Here is a 20,979-nt window from a genome sequence, read left to right as displayed (position 1 = left end):
GGCGCTGGCGACGGCGCTCGCGGCGGAGCCCGACGTGGAGGTCGCGGCGGCGGGCACCGTCGTCGGCGCGGAGCGCGCGCTGGAGCGCGCTGCCGCGGAGGCGCGTGGGTTCCAGGTGATGCTCGTCGACGCCGATCTGGGCGCGGGTCCGGCAGCGGGAGCGCCCGCGGCCGCGCCGGGCCGTACGGTGCAACTGCCCGCCCAGCGGCGGACGGCCGGCGCCGCGCCGCCGCCCCCGCCCGGCGCGGTCGGCGGCGACGGTATCGCCTTGATCTCGCGAGCCCGTGCCGCGCATCCCGAGCTGCGGGTCATCGTGCTGGCCACCGCGGACGACCCGCACCGCGCGGTTCGCGCGCTGCAGGCCGGGGCGGGCGGCTGGGTGGCCAAGGAGAGCTCGCTCGGGCGGCTGATGGCCGTGATCCGCGGCGTCATGCGGGACGAGACGCACCTCCCGCCCACCCTGCTCACCGGCGTCATACGCGAGCTGACCGCCGCGCGCCGGGACCGCACCGAGAGCGAGCGGCTGGTGGACAGCCTCACGCCGCGCGAGAAGCAGGTGCTGCGCTGCATGGTCGCGGGCCTGGGCCGACAGGCCGTCGCGGACCGGCTCTACCTGTCGCCGCACACCGTGCGCACGCACATGCAGAACGTCCTCGGCAAGCTCGGGGTCCACTCGACTCTGGCCGCCGTCGCGCTCGCGCGCCGCGCGGGCGTCGGCCCGGCGGCGGAGGCCTGACCGCCCCGTCGGCACCGCCCGGTGGGCGTAGGCCTCCCGCCCCCGTCGGCACCGCCCGTCGGCGCCACGTCCGTCGGGCCGGTGTCCGTCGGCGCCCTCGGATCAGGTCCGGCGGCGGACCAGCAGTACGGCGTTGAGCGCGGCGCTGGTGCGCTGCGCCTGCCGCTCGACCACCTCCGCGCCCAGGGCCGCGGCGAGCGCGGTGAGGATCGCGACGAGATGCTCGGCACCGGCCATGTTCGGCAGGATCAGTGCCTCGCCGACCATCGAGGCGACGACCAGTGCCCCCGTCACCAGCGCGCGGTAGCGCCAGGTGATGCAGACCGCGAGGGCGACGACCGCCACGGACGGCCCGGTGTCGCGGACGAACTCGGCGGTGTAGGAGAGGCCGAAGAACCGGTCCGGCCCCATCGAGATGCCCAGGCGGGTGTACATGGTCCCGGCGACGGTGGCCGCGTAGCCGATGGCCAGGGTGCGCACCCGGCCCAGCGTCAGCTCGGCGATGCCGAAGACGAGGAACACCTGCAGGGCCGCGCCCCAGACCGGCAGGTCGGGCGCGGGAACGAAGAGCGAGAGAGGAGTGCGCGACAACGCGACGCCGAGGGGCAGCGAGGCGCGGACCACGCCCAGCTGCTCGACGATCGCCGCGCCGGAGGGGGACTGCTGCCAGATCTGGAACGCGATGATGGCGAGCGTGGCGCAGAGGGTGAGCGGCATGGCCGCCAGGCCCCGCCCGCGCAGGCCGGTGCGTATCGCCCGTGCCAGCGCGCCCCACTCCCGCTCCGCGGCGGCGCGGGTGACCGAGCGCACGGTCGTTCCCGTGCTGCCACCGACGGCTGCCGTTCCGTCCCTCTGCATGCGCGCTGTTCCTCCAGGGGCCAGGCATGTTCGAGGAAGTTCGAGGACGAATGCCCTCTTCCACGGTAATCCGGAATGCCGCCCGGCCGGTCCTCGGGCGGACGGAGATGCGGCTCATTCCGGAGGAGGAGTCGCCGCCCTCGGTGCGGGACCTTCGGCGGGGGCGGCGGAGGCCTGCGAGGGTTCCGCGCCGTCGCGCCCGCGCTCTCGTGCCTCCCGGACGCGGTGCCCGTTGCCGTCGCCGGGCCCCTGCCCGTTCGTGGCCTTCAGGGGCGCCTGCTCCTTCGCACCGGGCGCCTGGGCCCGTTCCGCGCGTTCGGTCTGCCCGGCGCGTTCCGGTTGTTCGTCCCGCTCGTCCCGCTCCCCCCGCTCGCCCCGCTCGGCGCGCGGGTCCGGGTGGCCGGACACGGACGTCGTCGCGGGCGCGTTCGCGCTCACGGCCTCGACCACGTTGGTGGGGACGTGACGGCGCTTGAACAGCGCCGGCAGGCTGGGCGCGGTGATGAATCCCTCGGCGCGGGCCGAGGCGATGCCGATCCGGGGGAGGTCGCTGCTGCGCTCGAACAGCAGGTAGCGCGGCTCCCAGATGGGGCGGTACTTGGCGTTGGCCCGGTAGAGCGACTCGATCTGCCACCAGCGCGAGAGGAAGATCAGCACCTCGCGCCAGAGACGCAGGACGGGGCCCGCGCCGAGTCTGCCGCCGCGCTCGAAGACGGCGCGGAACATCGCGAAGTTCAGCGAGATCCGCTTCACCCCGACGCTGTCGGCCTGCCGGATCAGCTCGATGACCATGAACTCCATCAGGCCGTTGTCGGACTCTCGGTCGCGGCGCATGAGGTCGAGGGAAAGGCCCTCGCGGCCCCAGGGGACGAAGCTCAGCAGGGCGCGCAGCTGCCCCTCGCCGTCGTGGCACTCCAGCATCACGCACTGCCCGTCGGCCGGGTCGCCGAGGCGGCCGAGGGCCATGGAGAAGCCGCGCTCGGTCTCGCCGTCCCGCCAGTGGTCGGCGAGGCGCAACAGCGCGTCCATCTCCGGCTCGGGGATCTCCGCGTGGCGGCGGATCCGAACGGTGTATCCGGCGCGCGCGACGCGCTTGTGGGCCTGCCGGACGCCACGCATCGCGCGGCCGTCGAGTGTGAACTCGTCCACCTCGACGATCGCCTCGTCGCCGAGTTCCAGCGCGTTCAGGCCGTGCCGGGAGTACACCGTGCCTCCCTCCTCGCTGACGCCCATCACCGCCGGGGTCCAGGCGTGCACCTGGGCCTGCTCCAGCCACTGGTCGATCGCGCCCGGCCACGCCTCGACGTCGCCGATCGGGTCGCCGGAGGCCAGCGAGACGCCGCCGACGACGCGGTAGGCCACGGCGGCCTTGCCGCTGGGGGAGAAGACGACGCTCTTGTCCCGGCGCAGCGCGAAGTAGCCGAGGGAGTCGCGCTCACCGTGCTTGTCGAGCAGCTCCCGCAGCCGCTTCTCGTCGTCGTCGCACAGGTACTCCTTGCCCTTGGGGGACCGGAAGAGCGCGTAGAGGACGAGCAGGAAGAGGATCACGCTGAGCACGTTGATCGCGATGTCCACCCAGTGCGGGATCTGCACGCCCGCGTGCTCGGAGCCCGCGGGGGCCAGGGTGTAGACACGCATCAGCGCGTAGTTCATCCGGTCCCAGAGGGTGGAGCCGGTGGCGGTGTTGGTGAGGGTGACCAGCGCGGTGCCGATCAGCATGCCGACCGCGCCGCCGACGATCAGCGTGAGGAAGGCGAGCAGCGGGTTGGAGCGGTCGCCCTTCGCGTGGAAGTCACGCCGGCCGACCAGCAGCGCGACCACGAAGAAGGCGCTGATCGCCGCCGAGATCCAGTTGAAGGTGTGCTCGCGCACCTCCGGTGCGACGATCAGGGCCAGGGCGACCAGCAGCAGATAGGCGCCGGACAGCCCCATGTTGAAGATCCAGGCGGCCCGCTTGCGGCGCCGCATCATGATCGCCAGGAACCAGGCGAGCGCGGCGGAGGTGAAGCCCGCCGTCAGCAGGTACGGGGTGAACAGCTCGCCGGTGTTGTGCCGGGTGACCTGGCGGCGGAAGGGCGCGGAGAACGCCCCGAGCAGGTTGAGCGCGGCGGCGAGGCGGAGATACCAGATGGCCGCCCAAGCGGCTCGGTGTTGCCATTTCTCACGGTTGCTGGCCGGGCTGTCGGTCGACACGTAAGCATCCATCCCGTTCTGGGGCAATCTTCATGATTGCACACCAGAACGGGATGAATCAGACCTCAGCTGGTACAGCCGGGTCAGTGGCCGGTGGTCAGCGGCGGTGGTGCCGGAAGAGGTCCAGGAACACCCCGGCGATCACGGCGTGGCCGGTCGGGGTGGCGTGGATGTCCTGGTAGGGCGTGCACATCCAGGTCCAGGTGCAGATCCGGGCCACATTCACAGGCACCTGCCCGACGCCCGGGAGGGTGGCCTGGTCGGTGAAGTCCAGCGTCGAGAAGGCCGTCGACACGTCCGCGAGCCGGAAGTGCGCCGCCTTGAGGCCGGCCTCGATGGCGCCGTTCAGTCCGACGCCCAGCTGCGCCGACTCCTGCGCCGCCTGCTGCCCCGCCGCGCCGGTCAGCCAGACCGCGAGGAAGGGGTCGTAGTAGTTCATCGCGGCGTAGCGCGGGTGGCTGCCGCCCGCCCGGTGCAGCGCGGCGGTGATCTGCGGGACCTGCGCCGCGACGGTGGCGATGCCCTTGAGCGAGCAGGCGACGTCGACGGTGCCCCCCTTCAGGCAGCCGTCCACGTCGTTGGCGCCGATGTCCAGCGTCACGTAGCTGACGTGGCCGCGGTGCGCGCGCAGGAACTTCACGGCGGCGTCGAGTTGCGAGGTCGCGCCGGCGTAGTGGCAGATGCCGCCGTCGATCATCGTCTCGGTCGTCTCGCCGGAGCAGCCGAGCCTGATGTGGACCAGGTCCGGATCGTGCTTCTTGAGCTGGGCATAGAGCTGGTCGGTGTAGGAGACGTGCGTGTCGTGCCCGACGTTCGGCTGGTAGCCGGCGGCGAGTGAGTCGCCGAGCGAGACGTAGTACTCGGGGCCGCGATGGTGCGTCGGCGTGAGGTTCGCCGTCGAGGCCGTCGAGGCCGTCGCGGCGGCCCCGGTCGTCAGGCCGGCGGCGAAGGCCGGGCCCGCCAGGCCGGAAGCGAGCAGGGTGGAGCAGGCGGCTGTGGCCAGAACGCGCGCGAGCCGCGGCAGTGCGGTCATCGGGTGGTCCCCCCTTCCGGAGCCCGCTCGGTCGCGGACTCATGGGAAGGGAGTAGACAACCGGCCGGTAACCGCTGACAAGAGTCGTGCAGCGGGGGAATGCGGAGTGAAGGGGACGGGACCGTGAGGTGTTCTAGTCCGCCAGGTTGTCGAAGGGCGCGACGAGTTGACGCAGCAGCGCGGCGAGGTCGTCCCGCTGGGTGGTCGACAGCTCGCCGAGGATCGCCCGTTCGTGGTCGAGCAGGCCGGACAGGGCGGCGTCCGCGCGCTCCTGGCCGCCCTGGGTCAGCCGGACCAGCACGCCGCGGCGGTCGTCCGGATCGGGCAGGCGCTGGACCAGGCCCTTGCCGGCCAGGCGGTCGATCCGGTTGGTCATCGTGCCGGAGGTGACCAGAGTCTGCGTCAGCAGCTGACCGGGGGAGAGTTGGTAGGGGGCGCCGGCTCGGCGCAGCGCGGTGAGCACGTCGAACTCCCACGGCTCCAGTGCGTGCTCGGCGAAGGCCGTGCGGCGGGCGCGGTCGAGGTGGCGGGCGAGCCGGCTGACCCGGCTCAGCACCTCGAGAGGCTCCACGTCGAGGTCGGGGCGCTCCCGGCGCCACGCTGCGACCAGCCGATCGACCTCGTCCTCCATGCTGATCAGTGTAGTCGGATATCTATCGACATGAAGTCTCTTGACATCAAGAATTTACGAACGCCATGCTGGAGATGTCTCGACATCAAGATACTTCGAACGTCCGGAGACCGTGATGGCAGCCGTTCAGTGGGACCCGCAGCAGTACCTGCACCACGCCGACCTGCGAAGTCGGCCCTTCTTCGAGCTGGTCGACCGGATTCCCGGCGCTCCGGCGCGCGTCGTCGACCTCGGCTGCGGCCCCGGCAACACGACGGCCACGCTGCCCGCCCGCTGGCCCGACGCCCACGTCGTCGGCGTGGACAACTCGGCCGAGATGATCGAAAAGGCGCGCCGCGACGTCGGCGCGGTCGAGTTCCGTCTCGGTGACATCGCCGAGTACGACCCCGCCGTCGACGCCCCCGACCTGATCGTCTCCAACGCCGCACTCCAGTGGGTCCCGGGCCACACCGGGCTCTTCCCGGCCTGGATCGACGCGCTGCCCAGCGGAGGCGTGCTCGCCTTCCAGGTGCCGGGCAACTTCGACGCGCCCAGCCACGCCCTCCTCCACGACCTGCGCAACTCGCCCCGTTGGGCCGAACGCGTCGGCGGGCCGCATCGCGCCGCCGCGCCGGAGCCAGGGGAGTACCTCGACGTGCTGGCCGGGCTCGGCTGCACGCCCGACGTCTGGGAGACGACCTACCACCAGGTCCTCGAGGGCGAGCGGCCCGTGCTCGACTGGATGCTCGGCACCGGCCTGCGCCCCGTCCTCGGCGCGCTGACCGACCCCGACGAGCGCGCCACGTTCCTCGCGGAGTACGCCGCACTGCTCGACGACGCCTACCCGCCCCGCCCGTACGGGACGGTCCTGCCCTTCCGACGCATCTTCGCGGTCGCGGTCAAGAGGAACTGATCCACCGCACGCTCCGAACGCACGCATCGAAGGAGATCCACCATGATCGTCGCCCTCGACCACGTCCAGCTCGCCGCTCCGGTCGGCGCCGAGGACACGCTGCGCGCCTACTACGTCGACGTGCTCGGCCTCACCGAGCTCCCCAAGCCGCCGGTGCTGGCCGCGCGCGGCGGCTGCTGGTTCGCCTCGGCCGACGGCGCGGTCCAGGTCCACGTCGGCGTCGAGGACCCTTTCACGCCCGCCAGGAAGGCCCACCCGGCGCTGCGGATCCGCGGCATCCGCGCCTACGCGGAGACGCTGGCGGCCAAGGGCGCCGAGGTCGTCTGGGACGACAACCTGCCGGGCCACGAGCGCTTCTACTCCTTCGACCCGGTCGGCAACCGCATCGAGTTCCTCGAGCCGCGCTGACCCCGTGCCGGCGCCGCGGTACCGCGGCGCTCCGGGCTACGCCTTGCGGCGGCCGACCAGATGCGGCCGCCGCTCCATGCCCTCCAGGCCGTGCCAGGCCAGGTTCACCAGATGGGCCACGACCTCGGCCTTTTTCGGCTTGCGGACGTCCAGCCACCACTGGCCCGTCAGCGCCACCATGCCCACCAGCATCTGCGCGTACATCGGCGCCAGCTTCGGGTCGTAGCCCCGGGACTTGAACTCCAGGCCCAGGATGTCCTCGACCTGGTTGGCGATGTCCCCGATCAGCGACGCGAACGTGCCCGTCGACTGCGTCACCGGCGAGTCCCGGGTCAGGATGCGGAACCCGTCGGTCGACGTCTCGATGTAGTCGAGCAGCGCGAACGCCGCCTCCTCGCAGAGCTCACGCGGATGGCCACCGGTCAGCGAACCGGTGACCATGTCCAGCAGCAGCTGCATCTCACGGTCCACGACGACCGCGTACAGCCCCTCCTTGCCGCCGAAGTGCTCGTAGACCACCGGCTTGGAGACGCCCGCCTTCGCCGCGATCTCCTCGACCGAGGTGGCGTCGTAGCCGCGCTCCGCGAAGAGGCTCCGCCCGATGTCCAGCAGCTGCTCGCGGCGCTCCTTGCCGCTCATCCGCACACGTGTGCCTCGACGTGTCGACGCCCCCCGCTTGGACGAGGGGGCGTCGCCTCCCGCGTCCCTGTCGCCACTGCTCTCGTTCACAGGACCATCATGCCGCGCTGCTCCTCCGGCCCTCGCCTCCGGGCGCGGCCTGCTCGTTCTTCGTGGTGCTACGACGTCGCCGCGCCGTTCGCCTCGGCGACCCGCTTCATCCGCAGCCGGTCCGCGGTCGGCCACCGCACGTCGCGGGCCCAGCCGAGCAGCTCGAACCAGCGGATCAGGCGGGCGGAGGAGTCGATCTGACCGCGCAGCACGCCGTGGCGGGCCGAGGTCGGGTCGGCGTGGTGCAGGTTGTGCCAGGACTCGCCGCAGGACAGGACCGCCAGCCACCACACGTTGCCGCTGCGGTCACGCGAACGGAACGGCCGCGACCCGACGGCGTGACAGATGGAGTTGATCGACCAGGTCACGTGGTGCAGCAGCGCGATCCGGACCAGGCTGCCCCAGAAGAAGGCGGTCACCGCGCCCTGCCACGACCACGACCAGAGCCCGCCGACCAGCGGCGGCAGCAGCATCGAGGCGAGGGTGAACGCGAAGAACTGACGCGAGATCCAGTGGATCGCCCGGTCCTTGACCAGGTCCGGCGCGTACTGCTGCTGCGGCGTCTGCTCCTCGTCGAACAGCCAGCCCATGTGCGCCCACCACAGGCCGCGCAGCAGCGCCGGCACGGTCTCGCCGTAGCGCCAGGGCGAGTGCGGGTCGCCCTCGCGGTCGGAGAACCTGTGGTGCTTGCGGTGGTCGGCGACCCATCTCACGACCGGTCCCTCGACGGCCAGGCTGCCGGCGACCGCGAGGGCGATCCGCAGCGGGCGGGCGGCCTTGAAGGAGCTGTGCGTGAAGTACCGGTGGAACCCGACGGTGATCCCGTGACAGCTCAGGAAGTACATCGCCGTCGCGATCGCCACGTCGTGCCAGCCGATGCCCCAGCCCCAGGCCACGGGGACGGCGGCGACCAGCGCCGCGAACGGCACCACGATGAAGATCCCGATCGCGAACCGCTGCAGCAGGCTCGCCCGCTCACCGCCCCGGGTGGCGTCGGGCAGCGGATCCATCGACGGGCGTGCGTCCACCACCGGACGCAGGTCGGTCTCTGTGCTCGGCATGCTGGTCATGGGTCGCCCCTCGGCCTCACCTACGGAACCGTAACTTACGGCATCGTAGGTTCTGTGCCCGCGCCGGTGGAAGCCCACCCTCGGCGGACGTGTCGAGCGGGTGAATTGTCGGAATTCCCGCCACCGCCGGAATGCGACCGGGCGTATCGCCGGGGCTCTTCCGCGGCGGATGTCCGCCGCGGCGCCGGGTTGTACCGTCGCGTGGAGGGCGGGCGGTACGGCATAGTAGGAGCCGCCGTTCGGTCCGCGCGGGTGGACGGCCGATCCGCCGTGGTGTAATTGGCAACACGCTGGTCTTTGGATCCAGTTTTCAAGGTTCGAGTCCTTGCGGCGGAGCACAGCTTCCGATCGGTTCTGATCGATCTCCCCGGTGACGGCTATCCTCACTGTGTTCGGGTACGTCTGTGCGGCTCCCTTCTCGGGTGTAGGACGCACCCGGCGGGCCCCTCGGGGCCGTCGAAAGAGTCAGCCCCCTGCAGAGGAGCCTGCGCCCCATGACTCCCACCGCTGTGATCGTTCTCGCCGCCGGCGAGGGCACCCGAATGAAGTCGGCCGTACTGCCGAAGGTGCTGCACCCCCTGTGCGGGCGGACGCTCGTCGGGCACGCCGTGGCGGCCGGGCGGGAACTGACGCCGGAGCAGCTGGTCGTGGTCGTCGGCCACATGCGGGACAAGGTCACGGCCCACCTGGCCGAGGTGGACCCGGATGTGCGCACGGTCGTGCAGGAGCGGCAGAACGGCACCGGCAACGCCGTGCGCGTCGCGCTGGAGGCGCTGGGCGCCGAGGGCATCGCCCTGGACGGGACCGTGGTCGTCACCACCGGCGACACCCCGCTGCTGACCGGGGCCACCCTGCAGGCGCTGGTCGCCGCTCACAGCCAGGACGGCAACGCCGTCACCGTGCTGACCGCCGAGGTGCCGGACGCGACCGGCTACGGCCGGATCATCCGCGGCGCGGACGGCGCGGTCCAGGCGATCGTCGAGCACAAGGACGCCAGCGACGAGCAGCGCGCCGTGCGCGAGATCAACTCGGGCGTCTTCGCCTTCGACGGCAAGCTGCTGGCCCAGGGGCTGGCCGAGGTCCGCACGGACAACAGCCAGGGTGAGGAGTACCTCACCGACGTCCTCGGCATCCTGCGTGAGGCCGGGCACCGCGTGGGCGCGGTCGTCGCCGGCGACTACCGCGACATCCTGGGCATCAACGACCGGGTGCAGCTCGCCGAGGCCCGTCGGATCATGAACGACCGCCTGCTGGACGCCGCCATGCGCGCCGGCGTCACGGTCGTCGATCCGGCCACCACCTGGCTGGACGTTCAGGTCTCCTACGCGCGGGACGCGGTGATCCACCCGAACACCCAGCTGCACGGGGCGACCAGCGTCGGCGAGGGTGCGGAGGTCGGCCCGAACTGCACGCTGCGGGACACCGAAATCGGCGCAGGCGCCGTTGTGATCAATGCCACAGCGGAGCGCGCGGTGATCGGCGCGGGCGCGAACGTGGGCCCGTACGCCTACCTGCGCCCCGGCACGGTGCTCGGGGTGAAGGCCAAGGCCGGCACCTACGTCGAGATGAAGAACGCCGTGGTCGGCGACGGGGCCAAGGTGCCGCACCTGAGCTACGTCGGCGACGCGACGATCGGCGAGGGCACGAACATCGGCGCCGCCTCGGTCTTCGTCAACTACGACGGGGTCAACAAGCACCGCACCACCATCGGCGCCCACTGCCGGACGGGCTCTGACAACATGTTCGTCGCCCCGGTGACGGTCGGGGACGGCGCCTACACGGCGGCCGGCTCCGTGATCTACCAGGACGTGCCGGCGGGCGCGCTGGGCGTGACCCGTCCGCAGCAGCGCAACATCGAGGGCTGGGTGGAGCGCAAGCGTCCGGGTACGGCTTCGGCGCAGGCCGCGGCTGCTGCGAAGGCAGCGGCCGACGGGGCCGAAGGGGCTGCTTCGACCACTCCTTGAGGCGACCCGGGCGCGACGGGAACCTCCACGGCCGCGTAACCTGGTGGTCATCCACACACCACAGGGCCGCGCCAGGCCAGTGTCCGCCTGCGGATGATCAGCAAACCTGGGTGCCAGAGCAACAAGGAGACGGTTGCAGTGACCGGGATCAAATCGTCCGGCTCGCGGAAGTTGATGCTCTTCTCCGGCCGTGCACACCCTGCTCTCGCGCATGAGGTGGCCGAGCAGCTGGGCGTCGAGTTGGTCCCCACCAAGGCACTGGACTTCGCCAACGGTGAGATCTATGTCCGCTACCAGGAGTCGGTACGTGGCGCGCACGCCTTCGTGCTGCAGAGCCACACCGCTCCGATCAACCAGTGGATCATGGAGCAGCTGATCATGATCGACGCGCTCAAGCGCGCGTCGGTCAAGACCATCACCGTGATCATGCCGTTCTACGGCTACGCCCGTCAGGACAAGAAGCACCTCGGTCGCGAGCCCATCTCCGCCCGTCTGATAGCGGACCTGCTGAAGACGGCGGGCGCGGACCGGCTGATCTCCGTGGACCTGCACACCGCGCAGATCCAGGGCTTCTTCGACGGCCCGGTGGACCACCTGTTCGCGCTGCCGATCCTGGCCGACTACGTCGGCTCCAAGGTCGACCGCGACAAGCTCACCGTCGTCTCCCCGGACGCCGGCCGCGTGCGCGTGGCCGACCAGTGGTCGGACCGCCTGGCCGCCCCCCTGGCGATCATCCACAAGCGCCGCGACCCGAACGTGGCCAACAAGGTCATGTCCGCCGAGGTCGTCGGTGACGTCAAGGGCCGCGTCTGCGTCCTGGTCGACGACATGATCGACACCGGCGGCACCATCGTCGCGGCGGCCGACGCGCTGTTCGAGCAGGGTGCGGAGGACGTCATCGTCGCCGCCACCCACGGCGTGCTCTCCGGCCCGGCCGCGGACCGCCTGAAGAACTCCCGCGCCAGCGAGTTCGTCTTCACCAACACCCTGCCGACCCCGGGCGAGCTGTCCCAGGAGATCGACAAGGTCACCACACTCTCCATCGCCCCGCTGATCGCCCGCGCGATCCGCGAGGTCTTCGACGACGGCTCGGTCACCAGCCTCTTCGACGAGCGCGCCTGATCACAGCCCGCGCGGCTCAGCTGATCGTTTTGGCTCCCTCGGCGGGCTTGGGTACTCTGGGTACCTGCCCGGCGAGGGAGCTTTTTTCTGTGTGCCCCGGTACACAGCACGCAGCTCCGTTATCGACGCGCTTCTTGTTCCAAGACGTGTGAGATGGCCGCCGAGCGCTCACCCGTTCACAACGAGACAAGGAGCGCTTCCATGTCCGAGATCCGCCTTGCCGCTGAGCCCCGCACCGAGTTCGGCAAGGGTGCCGCCCGTCGCGCCCGTCGCGCCGGCCTGGTCCCCGCCGTCGTCTACGGCCACGGCCACGCCCCGGTCCACCTGAACCTGCCGGGCCACGACCTGATGCTCGCGCTGAAGACCCCGAACGCGCTGATCTCCCTGCCGATCGACGGCAAGCAGGAGTTCGTGCTGCCGAAGGCCGTCCAGCGTGAGGCCATCAAGCGCACCATCGAGCACGTCGACCTGCTGCTGGTCAAGCGTGGCGAGAAGGTCACCGTCGAGGTCCCGGTCCACACCGAGGGCGAGCTGGCCCCCGGCGGCAACCTGCTCGAGCACGTGCTGAACGCCCTGCCGATCGAGGCCGAGGCCACCCACCTGCCCGAGGCCGTCACGGTCTCCGTCGAGGGCCTGGAGGCCGGCGCCTCCATCCTCGCCAAGGACATCGCCCTCCCGTCCGGCGCCTCCCTGGCCGTCGACGAGGACGCGGTCGTCCTGCAGGTCATCGGCGCCCAGGTCGAGGCCGTCGAGGAGGAGACCGAGGAGGCCGCCGAGGCCGAGGCCGAGGCCTGATCTTCGATCACCCCGTGAACTGCCCCGGCCGTCCGCTGCGACGGCCGGGGCAGTCCCACGTTGTCGAGACAGTCGAGTAGGGAGTCGCATCAGATGAGCGAGCAGGGCCCCTGGCTGGTGGTCGGCCTCGGCAACCCCGGCGGTCAGTACGACGGCAACCGCCACAACATCGGCTTCATGGTGGCCGACCTGCTGGCCGAACGGGTCGGCGGCAAGTTCAAGGCCCACAAGACCCGCGCCCAGGTTCTCGAGGGCCGCCTGTCGGGGCAGCGGGTGGTGCTGGCCAAGCCGATGTCCTTCATGAACCTCTCCGGCGGCCCGGTGGTCGGGCTGCGCGACTTCTACAAGTCCGGCGTCGACCGGCTGATCGTGATCCACGACGAGCTCGACATCGACTACGCCACCCTGCGGCTCAAGCGCGGCGGCGGCGACAACGGCCACAACGGACTCAAGTCGATCACCAAGTCCCTCGGGCCCGACTACCTTCGGGTCCGCGCCGGCATCGGCCGACCTCCGGGCCGGATGGAGGTCGCGGACTTCGTGCTGCGCGACTTCTCGTCCACGGAGCGCAAGGAGCTCCCCTGGTTCGTCGACCGCTGCGCGGACGCGGTGGAGTCGCTGATGCAGGACGGCCTGGAGCGGGCGCAGTCGGTCTACAACAGCTGAGGTGGAACGCACTGCGGCCGGTACCCGGAATGATCCGGAGACCGACCGCAGTTGATGCGCGCACCGTTGCCGACGACGCGTCACCGACGCCGTGTGGACGTCGGCGTCAGCCCGTGTTGCGCAGGCCGGCCGCCACACCGTTGACGGTGAGGAGCAGGGCCCGGGAGCGCAGCGGGTCCTCGGAGACGTCCCTCGCGGCGTCCTCGCGCTGACGGCGCAGCAGGGCGACCTGGAGGTAGGAGATCGGGTCGAGGTAGGCGTCGCGGATCGCGAACGTCTGCTTGAGCACCGGCTGGTGCTCCAGGAGTTCGGACTCGCCGGTGACCCGCAGCACCTCCTTGACGGTCAGTTCGTGCTCGGCCTCGATGCGGGCGAAGACGTGCTGCAGCTCCTTCGGCACCAGCTGCTCGACGTAGTGGCGGGCGATCCGCAGGTCCGTCTTGGCCAGCGTCATGGTGACGTTGGAGAGGAAGTTGCGGAAGAAGTGCCACTCGCCGTGCATCTCGTCGAGGATCTCGCCGAGCCCCGCCTCGCGGGCCGCGGCGAGGCCGGAGCCGACGCCGAACCAGCCGGGGACGATCTGGCGGGACTGCGTCCAGCCGAAGACCCACGGGATCGCGCGGAGGCCGTCCAGGCCCGCGCCGGAGTCGGGGCGGCGGGACGGGCGGGAGCCCAGGTGCAGCGAGGCCAGCTGGTCGACCGGGGTGGAGGCGAAGAAGTACGCCGGCAGGTCCGGGTCCTCGACCAGGCCACGGTAGGCGGCGTGCGCGCCGTCGGAGACGGTGTCCATGGTCGCGTCCCAGCGCGACAGCGCCTCGGCCGACTGGCGCGGGGAGGTGTGCAGGGCCGAGGCCTCCAGCGTCGCGGAGACGGTCAGCTCCAGGTTCTCCCGGGCCAGCGAGGGGATCAGGTACTTGTCGGAGATCACCTCGCCCTGCTCGGTGACCTTGATCGCGCCCTCCAGCGTGCCCCACGGCTGGGCCAGGATCGCCTCGTGCGACGGGCCGCCCCCGCGACCCACGGTGCCGCCGCGGCCGTGGAAGAGCCGCAGCCGGACGCCGTAGCGGTGCGCGACGTCGCGCAGTCGCCGCTGGGCGCGGTGGATCTCCCACTGCGAGGTGGTGATGCCGCCGAACTTCGAGGAGTCCGAGTAGCCGAGCATGACCTCCTGCACGTCCCCGCGCAGCGCCACCAGGCGGCGGTAGGACGGGTCGCGCAGCATCTCGTCGAGGATCGTGTCCGCGGCGCGCAGTTCGTCGGTGGTCTCCAGCAGCGGCACGATGCCGATCCGGGCGACGCCCGCGTGCAGGTCGATCAGCCCGGCCTCGCGGGCCAGCACCGCCGCCGCGAACACGTCGTCCGCGCCCTGGCACATGGAGATGATGTAGCTCTCCACGATCTCCGGGCCGAAGCGCTCGAAGGCCTCGCGCACCGTCTCGAAGACGCCGAGCGTCTTCGCGCCCGCGGCGTCCAGCGGAGCGGGCGTCGGGGCCAGCGGGCGGCGGGACTTGAGCTCCTTGGCGAGCAGCCGCTGCCGGTACTCGCGCGGCATGTCCGCGTAGCGCCAGGCCTCCTCGCCGAGGCGGTCGAAGAGCTGGCCCAGCGCGTGGTGGTGGGCGTCGGCGTGCTCGCGCACGTCCATCGTGGCCAGCTGCAGCCCGAACGCCGAGACGGTGCGGATCGCGCGGCTCATCCGGCCGTCCGCGATCAGGCCGCCCTTGTGGGCGCGCAGCGAGGCCTGGATGACCTCCAGGTCCGCCAGCAGCTCGCCCGTGCCGAGGTAGTCGCGGCCGGGCACGTGCGGGGTGTTGCCGGCCAGCCGCTCCTTGGTGTTGATCAGCTTCTGCCGCACGCAGGTGGCCTTGAGGCGGTAGGGCTCCTCGGCGTTCATGCGCTTGTAGCGGGGGCTGATCTCCTTCAGCACCTCCAGGTCGGCGGCGAGGCTCTGCAGCAGCTCCTCGCTGGCGCCCGAGAGCCGCACCGAGGACGAGAGCGTGGCGCGCAGCTCGTCGATCAGGTCCAGGGCGTCGTTGATGCCGTACTCGTGCTGCAGGATCAGCACGTCCAGCGTCACGGCCGGGGTGACGTTGGGGTTGCCGTCGCGGTCGCCGCCGATCCAGGTGCCGAACGTCAGGGGGCGTGAGCCCTCGGGGAGCTGGACGCCGACCCGGGCCAGCTCCTCGTAGAGCTCCTCCAGCACGTCGGGGACGGCGCGCTTGTAGAGCTCGTCCAGGTAGTAGACGGCGTTGCGGGCCTCGTCGGCCGGCTCAGGCCGGGCGATGCGAAGCTCGTCGGTCTGCCACAGCAGGTCGATGACCTCGGCGAGCCGGCGGTCGGCCTGGCGGCGGCCGGTGGGGCGCGAGGGCGTGTCGTGGGTGTCCAGCAGCTCGGCGATCCGGCGCAGCTTCTGCAGCACGCTGCGGCGAGCGGCCTCGGTGGGGTGCGCGGTGAAGACCGGCCGCACGTTGAGGTGCTGGAGCGTCGCGGCGAGGTGCTCGGGGTCGGCGTCGACGAGCTTGTCGACGGTCTGCGAGAGCAGTGACCCGTTGTCGTCGCGGTTGGCGTTCAGCTCGCGGCCGCGGTGGACCTGTTCGGCCACGTTGGCGAGATGGAAGTAGGTGGAGAAGGCCCGCACCAGCTTGGCCGCGGTGGCCAGGTCGGTCTCCTCCAGCAGCTGGGCCGCGGCCGCGCCGTCGCTGCGGGTCAGGGCGCGGACCTCCTCGACGAGGTCGAGCAGTTCCTGGCCCTCCTGTCGGACCAGGGTCTCGCCGAGCAGATCGCCGAGCCGCCGGATGTCGGCGCGCAACGCGCTGTTGTCGGATTCGGCGGTCGCCGGGGCGGTGGCGGGGACGGTGGCCTCGCGGTCGTCGCTCACGCTGGTGCTCCCTTGCGGGGTGGGGGAACGGACAGGGGCGTGTGCGGACCACGCTGTCCGCCCAAGATGCAGTCGCCTGCCTTGCGCTCGAGATGGTTGATCTCTCGCGGTCCAGCATAGGTTGCTGGGTGTGACCGTCCACGGGAATGGCCGCTATCCGGACAACGGGGCGGTCGACCACGCCGCCCTTGGGCCTCCTTTTACCCTTGTCGCATGAGGGTGGGAGCGTGGACGCGCCGACGGAGCATGTGGCTGGACATCGGCCTGGCGACGGTCGCGGCGGGTGAGTGCGCGTGGTCGGCCGCGGTCTTCGCGTTCCGTCAGGGTCTGGGCACCGCGGCCGTGGTCGCCGTCGCCGTGTTCGGTCTGATCGCGGGCTCGACGCTGCTGGTACGACGGCGCTGGCCGCTGATCCCGGTCGCGGCGGCGCTGGCGACGATCCCGCTCGACGCCGGCTACACGCTGCTGATGATCGGCCTCTACACGCTCGGCGCGTATCGACCCGAGGGCGCCGCCGGCCGCTTCGCGGAGCGGCGGGTGATGAGCGCGCTCTGCGCGCTGGCGATCGCCGAAACCGTCATCGTCTCCACGCTGACCCTCGGCACTCAGCAGCAGGACGCGCTGCGCCACGGCGTGGCCGAGTACGTGCTGGTCATCCTGTCGGTGCTGGTGGCGGTGGCCATCAGCGTGCCGCCGGCCATCCTCGGCCTCTACATCGGGGCCAAGAGACGGCTGCTGGTCGCCCTCACGGAGCGCGCGGAGGGCCTGGAAACGGAGCTCAGCCTCCTGGCCGACCAGGCGCACGAGCGTGCGCGCCGGGCGCGCATGGAGGAGCGCACGCGGATCGCCCGTGAGATGCACGACGTGGTCGCCCACCGCGTCAGTCTGTTGGTCGTCCACGCGGGCGCGCTGGAGCGGGTCGTGCACAAGGACCCGGACCGCGCGGCGCAGAGCGCCAGGCTGATGGGGGACATCGGCCGCCAGGCGCTGGACGAGCTGCGGCAGATCCTCGGCGTGCTGCGGACCGTCGAGCCGCAGGAGGACGAGACCGGCACGACGGGGACTTCCACCGGGTCCCCCACCGGGGCGACCGGCACGGCGGGGACATCGGGGGCGGCGGCGGGCCTGGGCTCGCCGCTGGACGGTGTCGAGGCCGCCTTGCTCAGCCTGGCGGATCTGCCCAAGCTCGTCGACGAGTCGCGGGCGGCCGGGCTGGTCGTCCGCTACACCCTCGGCGGTCTGCGCAGCGCGCTGCCCGCCCAGGCCGAGCAGACCGCGTACCGCGTGGTCCAGGAGGCCCTCACCAACGTGCTGAAGCACGCGCCCGGCACGGACGTCGAGGTCGTCGTCGCCTACGTCTCCGGCGGCGTCGCGCTGGCCGTCTCCAACACCTGCCCGGCCGCCGACACGGCACCGGCCGCCGACCGAGGTCTGCCCAGCGGCGGCAACGGGCTGATCGGCATGCGCGAGCGCGTCCACGCCCTCGGCGGCACCTTCGCCGCCGGACCGACGGCGGAAGGCGGATACCGCGTCGAGGCCCGGCTGCTGACGGCCACCTGACCATGTGCGAGAACGCTCGCCCGACCTGCGAAAGACGCGGTCGGCGGGAGGGTGGCGGCGATGTCCGCGGTGGAGATCGGAGTGGCCGTGACGGTCGGCCTGGGGTTCGCGCTCGGCGCCGGCGTGCTGCTTCTCCATGAACGGCGCGGGCGTCTGGGTGCGGATCCTGCTCGAGGACTGGACGCTCGTCGCGGTCGGGGGCGCGTTCGTCGTCAACGGGATCGTCAACGCCCCCGGCGTAAGGCGGTACTACCGTAGGAGGCTGTCGTCGTCCTGAGTGCCGGAGAGCGCACCGTGCTGATCGCCCTTGACCCCGCGTCCCATGTCCCGCCCTCGGAGCAGATCCGCGCGCAGATCGCCGCCGCGGCGACGAGCGGGGAGGCCCCGGTCGGGACCAAGCTCCCCACCGTCCGCAAGCTCGCCGAGGACCTCGGACTGGCGGTGAACACCGTCGCCAAGGCCTACCGTGAGCTCGAGGCCGCAGGCGTGGTGGAGACGCGCGGCCGCGCGGGCACGGTCGTGGCCGCCTCCGGCGACCGCTCGCTCGCTGAGATCGCCCGCTCGGCGGCGTCGTACGCGCAGCGCGCGAAGTCCCTCGGCCTCCAGCCGGACCAGGCCCGCGCCGTGGTCGAGACGGCCCTGCGCGAGGCGTACGGCGAGGCGTAGCCGCACCGCGACCCCCCTCGGGCAGCCGCGGCGCGGCCCGTCTCCGCGCCGCTGTCCCCGTGGCGCCGACTCCGCGACGCCCCGGCGCGGCTACAAGGCGTCGGTCAGGAACCGGAGCCGCTCCGCCCGCAGGCCGTTGATCAGCACCGTCAGCGCCTGGTCCATGGTGTGGCCGAGGAACCACTCGCCCGCGTGGTCGAGGCTGTAGACGCGGCCGACGGCGTCGATCGCCAACAGCGCCGCGCCCTCCCGCTCCTCGCCCAGCGGGGCGACCGGCAGCTCCAGCGCGCGGCCCAGGTCGGCCAGTGTGCGGGGTTGGTGGAGACCTCTCAGCGGGTCGACGACGAAGGGCGTACGGGCGACCTCGACGCCGGGACCGTCCAGGGAGACGGCTATCTCGCCGAACTCCGCCCACGCCTCCAGCGCGGCGGGGAAGACGGTGTGCCGGTGGCCCTCCGGGGAGACGTAGGCGGAGAGCTGCTCGGCCCAGGCCTCCGCCGTGGGCATGCGCCGACGGTCCGGGTAACCAGCCCGCCTTGGCGAGAGCGGACGCGACGTCCGCCGGAAAACGTGCCTGCACGGTGTCCGACCTCCCCTCGTCACTTCTTCTTCGGACGCAGCGAGATGGACTTGATCCCGAAGTGGGCCAGCAGCGGCTCACAACTACGGCACGGCGGTTGATGGGTGCCGTGAGCGGGATCACCCTCCTCGCGGATCCGGACCGTCGTCATCTTCGCGCCGCGCAGCGCCTTTCGCGCGTCACCCTCGCCGAAGGACTTCTGCGCGGCCCGGCCCGAGCGCCCGGACTCCGCGCTGTCCAGGAACTGCGACAGCAGCACGGCCTCCGGGCAACGCCCGGTGAACCGCTCCAACTGCCCGACGGGCAGGCCGGCCAGGAAGTCGTCCACGAGCGGGTGCAGCTGCGGAGCCCCGCTCTTCTCGCTCACGTGCGTATAGGTATCACCCCGCACTGACAGCGCCGCGGCGACGATCGGCATCAGGCTGTCCCGGCGGTGGCGCAGCAGCGGTGCCGGCGCGTGTCTGTTCTGGTGCTGCATGATCTCCATGAACGGTAGTTCCTTTCCCCCGTTAACCCCCGTCAACGTGCTGTGGATCAGACTGCCAAATCCGAACGCAGATAATGAAGTCGGGGGTCCGTTCGACGGCGGACCGGTGTGCGCGGCCTGCTCCCGACGCCGTTCGGGGAGCCTTCGTGCCGCTGTTCTGCCGTCTTCCCGCCGTCCTCCGGTCGACAGGGGGAGAGCCCCGCAGGCCGGTGAGCCCCTAGGCTTGGGCACGGCAGTCAGTTCCAGCAGGGGGCAAACTCCATGACGACAGGTCGGCCCAACGCGGCCTACGCCGGGCAGCTCGTGCACTTTCCCGATCCGCTGCGCGCGCAGCAGTACCCGGCCGGGGTGAGGGTCGACGCGGACGGATGTCCCGACTTCTCCCCGTACGCCCGAGCCGCGGCGGAGGTCGCGGACCCACCCGAGGGCTTCGGCGTCGACGAGCTGCGGCTCACCGACTACGTCTCCGCCAACGCCGCACTGCGCGCGGACGGCCACGAGCTGTGGGCGGACGTGGAGAGCCCGGTCGGCACACCCACCGGCTGGACCTGGCACCACTCGGTCGACCCGGCGACGCCCGGCAGCCGCCGGCTCGAGCTGGTCCCCGTCGAGGTCAAGGCGTTGCTGCGGCACCACGGCGGCCTGGCCGGCTCACGGGCGGACCACGCCAAGCGCGGCACGCGTCCGCTGCAGGAGCGACGCCCCGTCCACTTCGCGCTCCCCGGCGCGGAGGAGGGACAGGAGGGCGGCGAGGCCGCCCCGCTGCCGAGCGCGGAGGAGACCGAGCAGCGGCTGCAGGCGGTCGAGGAGGCCCTCGGCTACACCCTGCCCGGGCCCTACCGGACCTTCCTGAAGGCGGCCGGCGGCCGCGCGCCCAAGGGCCTCGGGCTCGACACGGAGCTGGGCATCCTGGTCGATCAGCCCTTCTTCGGGCTGCCCACGGAGCGGTCCATGACGGACCTCGCCTACGTCAACAAGTGCCTGCGCGACCACATCACCAAGGACTACCTCGGCGTCGGCTTCGTCCAGGGCGGCCTGCTGGCGGTCAAGGTCCGCGGCGACCGGATCGGCACGGTGTGGTTCCTGCCCTACGACGACGCGCGTGACGACGGCGATCCGTCCCTGACGCCGCAGCAGCGCTGCGAGCGCCTGCTGCTGCCCTGCGGCGACGACTTCGACGCGTTCCTGCTCCGGCTGGCGGGCAGCCCGCCGGAGCTGCAGACGGTGGCCGAACTGATGGTGGACGGCGGCTTCGCGCGTGCCGTCCCGGTGAAGGGTTAGGGGGCGTCGCCGTGGTGACGTACGCGGAGGCGCAGCAGCGCGCCGAGGAATGGATCAACGCCGGAGCGCCCGCGTGGCTGCGCCGCGAGGTGCGTGTGCGCGAGTTCGACCTGGGCTTCGTCGCCTGGGCGGTCGACCGCACCGAGGGCCCGTCCTCGGACGGGGGCGCGGCACGCATCGTGATCGCCCGTGAGACGGGCGCGACCACGCTCTGGCCCGCCCTGCCGATCAACGACGTGGTCCGGCGCTACGAGGAGGTCTACGGCCGCCCGGCCGGTGCGACCCCGCAGTCGCCGGTGCGGGTGACCGGCGACCGGGACCTCGTCGAGGCGACGTCCTTCCTGCTCAGCCCGCCCCAGTGGCTGGAGGAGGCCGCGGCCCGGGCGCGCGAGGAGGAGGCGGCGAGCCTCCAGGTGGCCCCGCCGGTTTCGGC

At 71.8% G+C, this 20,979-nt stretch carries 20 protein-coding genes, 1 tRNA gene and 1 pseudogene; 13 read left to right on the top strand and 9 right to left on the bottom strand.

Annotated elements, in window-relative coordinates; genetic code table 11:
* Positions 1-736 (top strand): LuxR C-terminal-related transcriptional regulator (locus TR48_RS26965; RefSeq protein WP_042371988.1); only part of this gene is annotated, 736 nt, incomplete at its 5' end.
* A gap of 102 nt (positions 737-838) precedes the next feature.
* Here the strand turns inward: TR48_RS26965 and TR48_RS43650 are convergent.
* From TR48_RS43650 to TR48_RS26945, 4 genes and pseudogenes are all read right to left on the bottom strand, one after another.
* Positions 839-1,594 carry a hypothetical protein gene (locus tag TR48_RS43650; protein ID WP_161789916.1) on the bottom strand — a complete coding sequence of 252 codons (756 nt, stop codon included), beginning with the start codon at positions 1,592-1,594 and terminating at the stop codon, positions 839-841.
* A gap of 459 nt (positions 1,595-2,053) precedes the next feature.
* Positions 2,054-3,799 (bottom strand): annotated as a pseudogene (locus TR48_RS26955) (phosphatidylglycerol lysyltransferase domain-containing protein); the annotation flags it as partial.
* Positions 3,800-3,884: 85 nt separating this feature from the next.
* Positions 3,885-4,820 carry an SGNH/GDSL hydrolase family protein gene (locus TR48_RS26950; RefSeq protein WP_052443074.1) on the bottom strand — a complete coding sequence of 312 codons (936 nt, stop codon included), beginning with the start codon at positions 4,818-4,820 and terminating at the stop codon, positions 3,885-3,887.
* A 133-nt stretch (positions 4,821-4,953) separates the two neighbouring features.
* Positions 4,954-5,451 carry a MarR family winged helix-turn-helix transcriptional regulator gene (locus tag TR48_RS26945; RefSeq protein ID WP_042371986.1) on the bottom strand — a complete coding sequence of 166 codons (498 nt, stop codon included), beginning with the start codon at positions 5,449-5,451 and terminating at the stop codon, positions 4,954-4,956.
* 115 nt (positions 5,452-5,566) lie between these two features.
* On the opposite strand from TR48_RS26945, the gene TR48_RS26940 reads away from it, so the two are divergent.
* The gene (locus TR48_RS26940) at positions 5,567-6,343 is read left to right on the top strand and encodes a methyltransferase domain-containing protein (RefSeq protein WP_042371984.1); all 777 of its coding nucleotides are present in this window, start codon (positions 5,567-5,569) and stop codon (positions 6,341-6,343) included.
* A gap of 42 nt (positions 6,344-6,385) precedes the next feature.
* Positions 6,386-6,751 carry a VOC family protein gene (locus TR48_RS26935; protein WP_042371982.1) on the top strand — a complete coding sequence of 122 codons (366 nt, stop codon included), beginning with the start codon at positions 6,386-6,388 and terminating at the stop codon, positions 6,749-6,751.
* Positions 6,752-6,787: 36 nt separating this feature from the next.
* Here the strand turns inward: TR48_RS26935 and TR48_RS26930 are convergent, their stop codons facing one another.
* Together TR48_RS26930 and TR48_RS26925 are read right to left on the bottom strand one after the other, a co-directional pair.
* On the bottom strand, positions 6,788-7,480 hold the full coding sequence (locus tag TR48_RS26930; RefSeq protein WP_084699620.1) for a TetR/AcrR family transcriptional regulator: 693 nt from the start codon (positions 7,478-7,480) through the stop codon (positions 6,788-6,790).
* 68 nt (positions 7,481-7,548) lie between these two features.
* On the bottom strand, positions 7,549-8,550 hold the full coding sequence (locus TR48_RS26925; RefSeq protein WP_042371978.1) for an acyl-CoA desaturase: 1,002 nt from the start codon (positions 8,548-8,550) through the stop codon (positions 7,549-7,551).
* A gap of 264 nt (positions 8,551-8,814) precedes the next feature.
* On the opposite strand from TR48_RS26925, the gene TR48_RS26920 reads away from it, so the two are divergent.
* The 5 genes from TR48_RS26920 (at position 8,815) to pth (ending at position 13,097) form a co-directional block, all read left to right on the top strand.
* Positions 8,815-8,886: transfer RNA gene (locus TR48_RS26920), tRNA-Gln, on the top strand.
* 158 nt (positions 8,887-9,044) lie between these two features.
* Positions 9,045-10,514, top strand: coding sequence for a bifunctional UDP-N-acetylglucosamine diphosphorylase/glucosamine-1-phosphate N-acetyltransferase GlmU (gene glmU / locus TR48_RS26915; protein ID WP_042371976.1), 1,470 nt, complete (start codon positions 9,045-9,047; stop codon positions 10,512-10,514).
* Between the two features lie 138 nt (positions 10,515-10,652).
* Positions 10,653-11,636, top strand: a complete 984-nt coding sequence (locus tag TR48_RS26910; protein ID WP_042371973.1) for a ribose-phosphate diphosphokinase — start codon at positions 10,653-10,655, stop codon at positions 11,634-11,636.
* A gap of 201 nt (positions 11,637-11,837) precedes the next feature.
* Complete coding sequence (locus TR48_RS26905; protein WP_042371972.1) at positions 11,838-12,431, top strand: 50S ribosomal protein L25/general stress protein Ctc; 594 nt, start codon at positions 11,838-11,840, stop codon at positions 12,429-12,431.
* A 93-nt stretch (positions 12,432-12,524) separates the two neighbouring features.
* Complete coding sequence (gene pth / locus TR48_RS26900; protein WP_042371970.1) at positions 12,525-13,097, top strand: aminoacyl-tRNA hydrolase; 573 nt, start codon at positions 12,525-12,527, stop codon at positions 13,095-13,097.
* 106 nt (positions 13,098-13,203) lie between these two features.
* Here the strand turns inward: pth and ppc are convergent, their stop codons facing one another.
* Entirely contained in the window at positions 13,204-15,903 is a 2,700-nt protein-coding gene (gene ppc, locus TR48_RS26895) for a phosphoenolpyruvate carboxylase (RefSeq protein ID WP_439654498.1), read from the bottom strand.
* Between the two features lie 282 nt (positions 15,904-16,185).
* Here ppc and TR48_RS26890 point away from each other — a divergent pair, with 282 nt between their 5' ends.
* The 3 genes from TR48_RS26890 to TR48_RS26885 all read left to right on the top strand — a co-directional run bounded on the left by TR48_RS26890 (position 16,186) and on the right by TR48_RS26885 (position 18,198).
* Entirely contained in the window at positions 16,186-17,532 is a 1,347-nt protein-coding gene (locus TR48_RS26890) for a sensor histidine kinase (RefSeq protein WP_042371966.1), read from the top strand.
* Positions 17,533-17,668: 136 nt separating this feature from the next.
* The gene (locus tag TR48_RS43645) at positions 17,669-17,809 is read left to right on the top strand and encodes a hypothetical protein (RefSeq protein ID WP_161789915.1); all 141 of its coding nucleotides are present in this window, start codon (positions 17,669-17,671) and stop codon (positions 17,807-17,809) included.
* Between the two features lie 17 nt (positions 17,810-17,826).
* Positions 17,827-18,198: a GntR family transcriptional regulator gene (locus tag TR48_RS26885; protein ID WP_236652348.1), complete on the top strand. Its 372-nt coding sequence runs from the start codon at positions 17,827-17,829 to the stop codon at positions 18,196-18,198.
* Positions 18,199-18,288: 90 nt separating this feature from the next.
* On the opposite strand, the gene TR48_RS26880 is transcribed toward TR48_RS26885, so the two are convergent.
* Both TR48_RS26880 and TR48_RS26875 read right to left on the bottom strand, forming a co-directional pair.
* Complete coding sequence (locus tag TR48_RS26880; protein ID WP_152628201.1) at positions 18,289-18,705, bottom strand: SUKH-3 domain-containing protein; 417 nt, start codon at positions 18,703-18,705, stop codon at positions 18,289-18,291.
* Between the two features lie 92 nt (positions 18,706-18,797).
* Complete coding sequence (locus tag TR48_RS26875) at positions 18,798-19,265, bottom strand: YwqJ-related putative deaminase (protein WP_042371963.1); 468 nt, start codon at positions 19,263-19,265, stop codon at positions 18,798-18,800.
* A gap of 261 nt (positions 19,266-19,526) precedes the next feature.
* Between TR48_RS26875 and TR48_RS26870 the strand changes: the two genes are divergently transcribed.
* Both TR48_RS26870 and TR48_RS43640 read left to right on the top strand, forming a co-directional pair.
* The gene (locus tag TR48_RS26870; RefSeq protein ID WP_042371961.1) at positions 19,527-20,546 is read left to right on the top strand and encodes an SMI1/KNR4 family protein; all 1,020 of its coding nucleotides are present in this window, start codon (positions 19,527-19,529) and stop codon (positions 20,544-20,546) included.
* An 11-nt stretch (positions 20,547-20,557) separates the two neighbouring features.
* The coding region (locus TR48_RS43640; RefSeq protein ID WP_042371959.1) for an SUKH-4 family immunity protein at positions 20,558-20,979 on the top strand (422 nt) is incomplete at its 3' end.

The sequence above is a fragment of the Streptacidiphilus neutrinimicus genome, from assembly GCF_000787815.1.
In the GTDB taxonomy this organism is placed as follows: domain Bacteria; phylum Actinomycetota; class Actinomycetes; order Streptomycetales; family Streptomycetaceae; genus Streptacidiphilus; species Streptacidiphilus neutrinimicus.
This window is presented reverse-complemented; position numbering and strand designations above follow the sequence as displayed.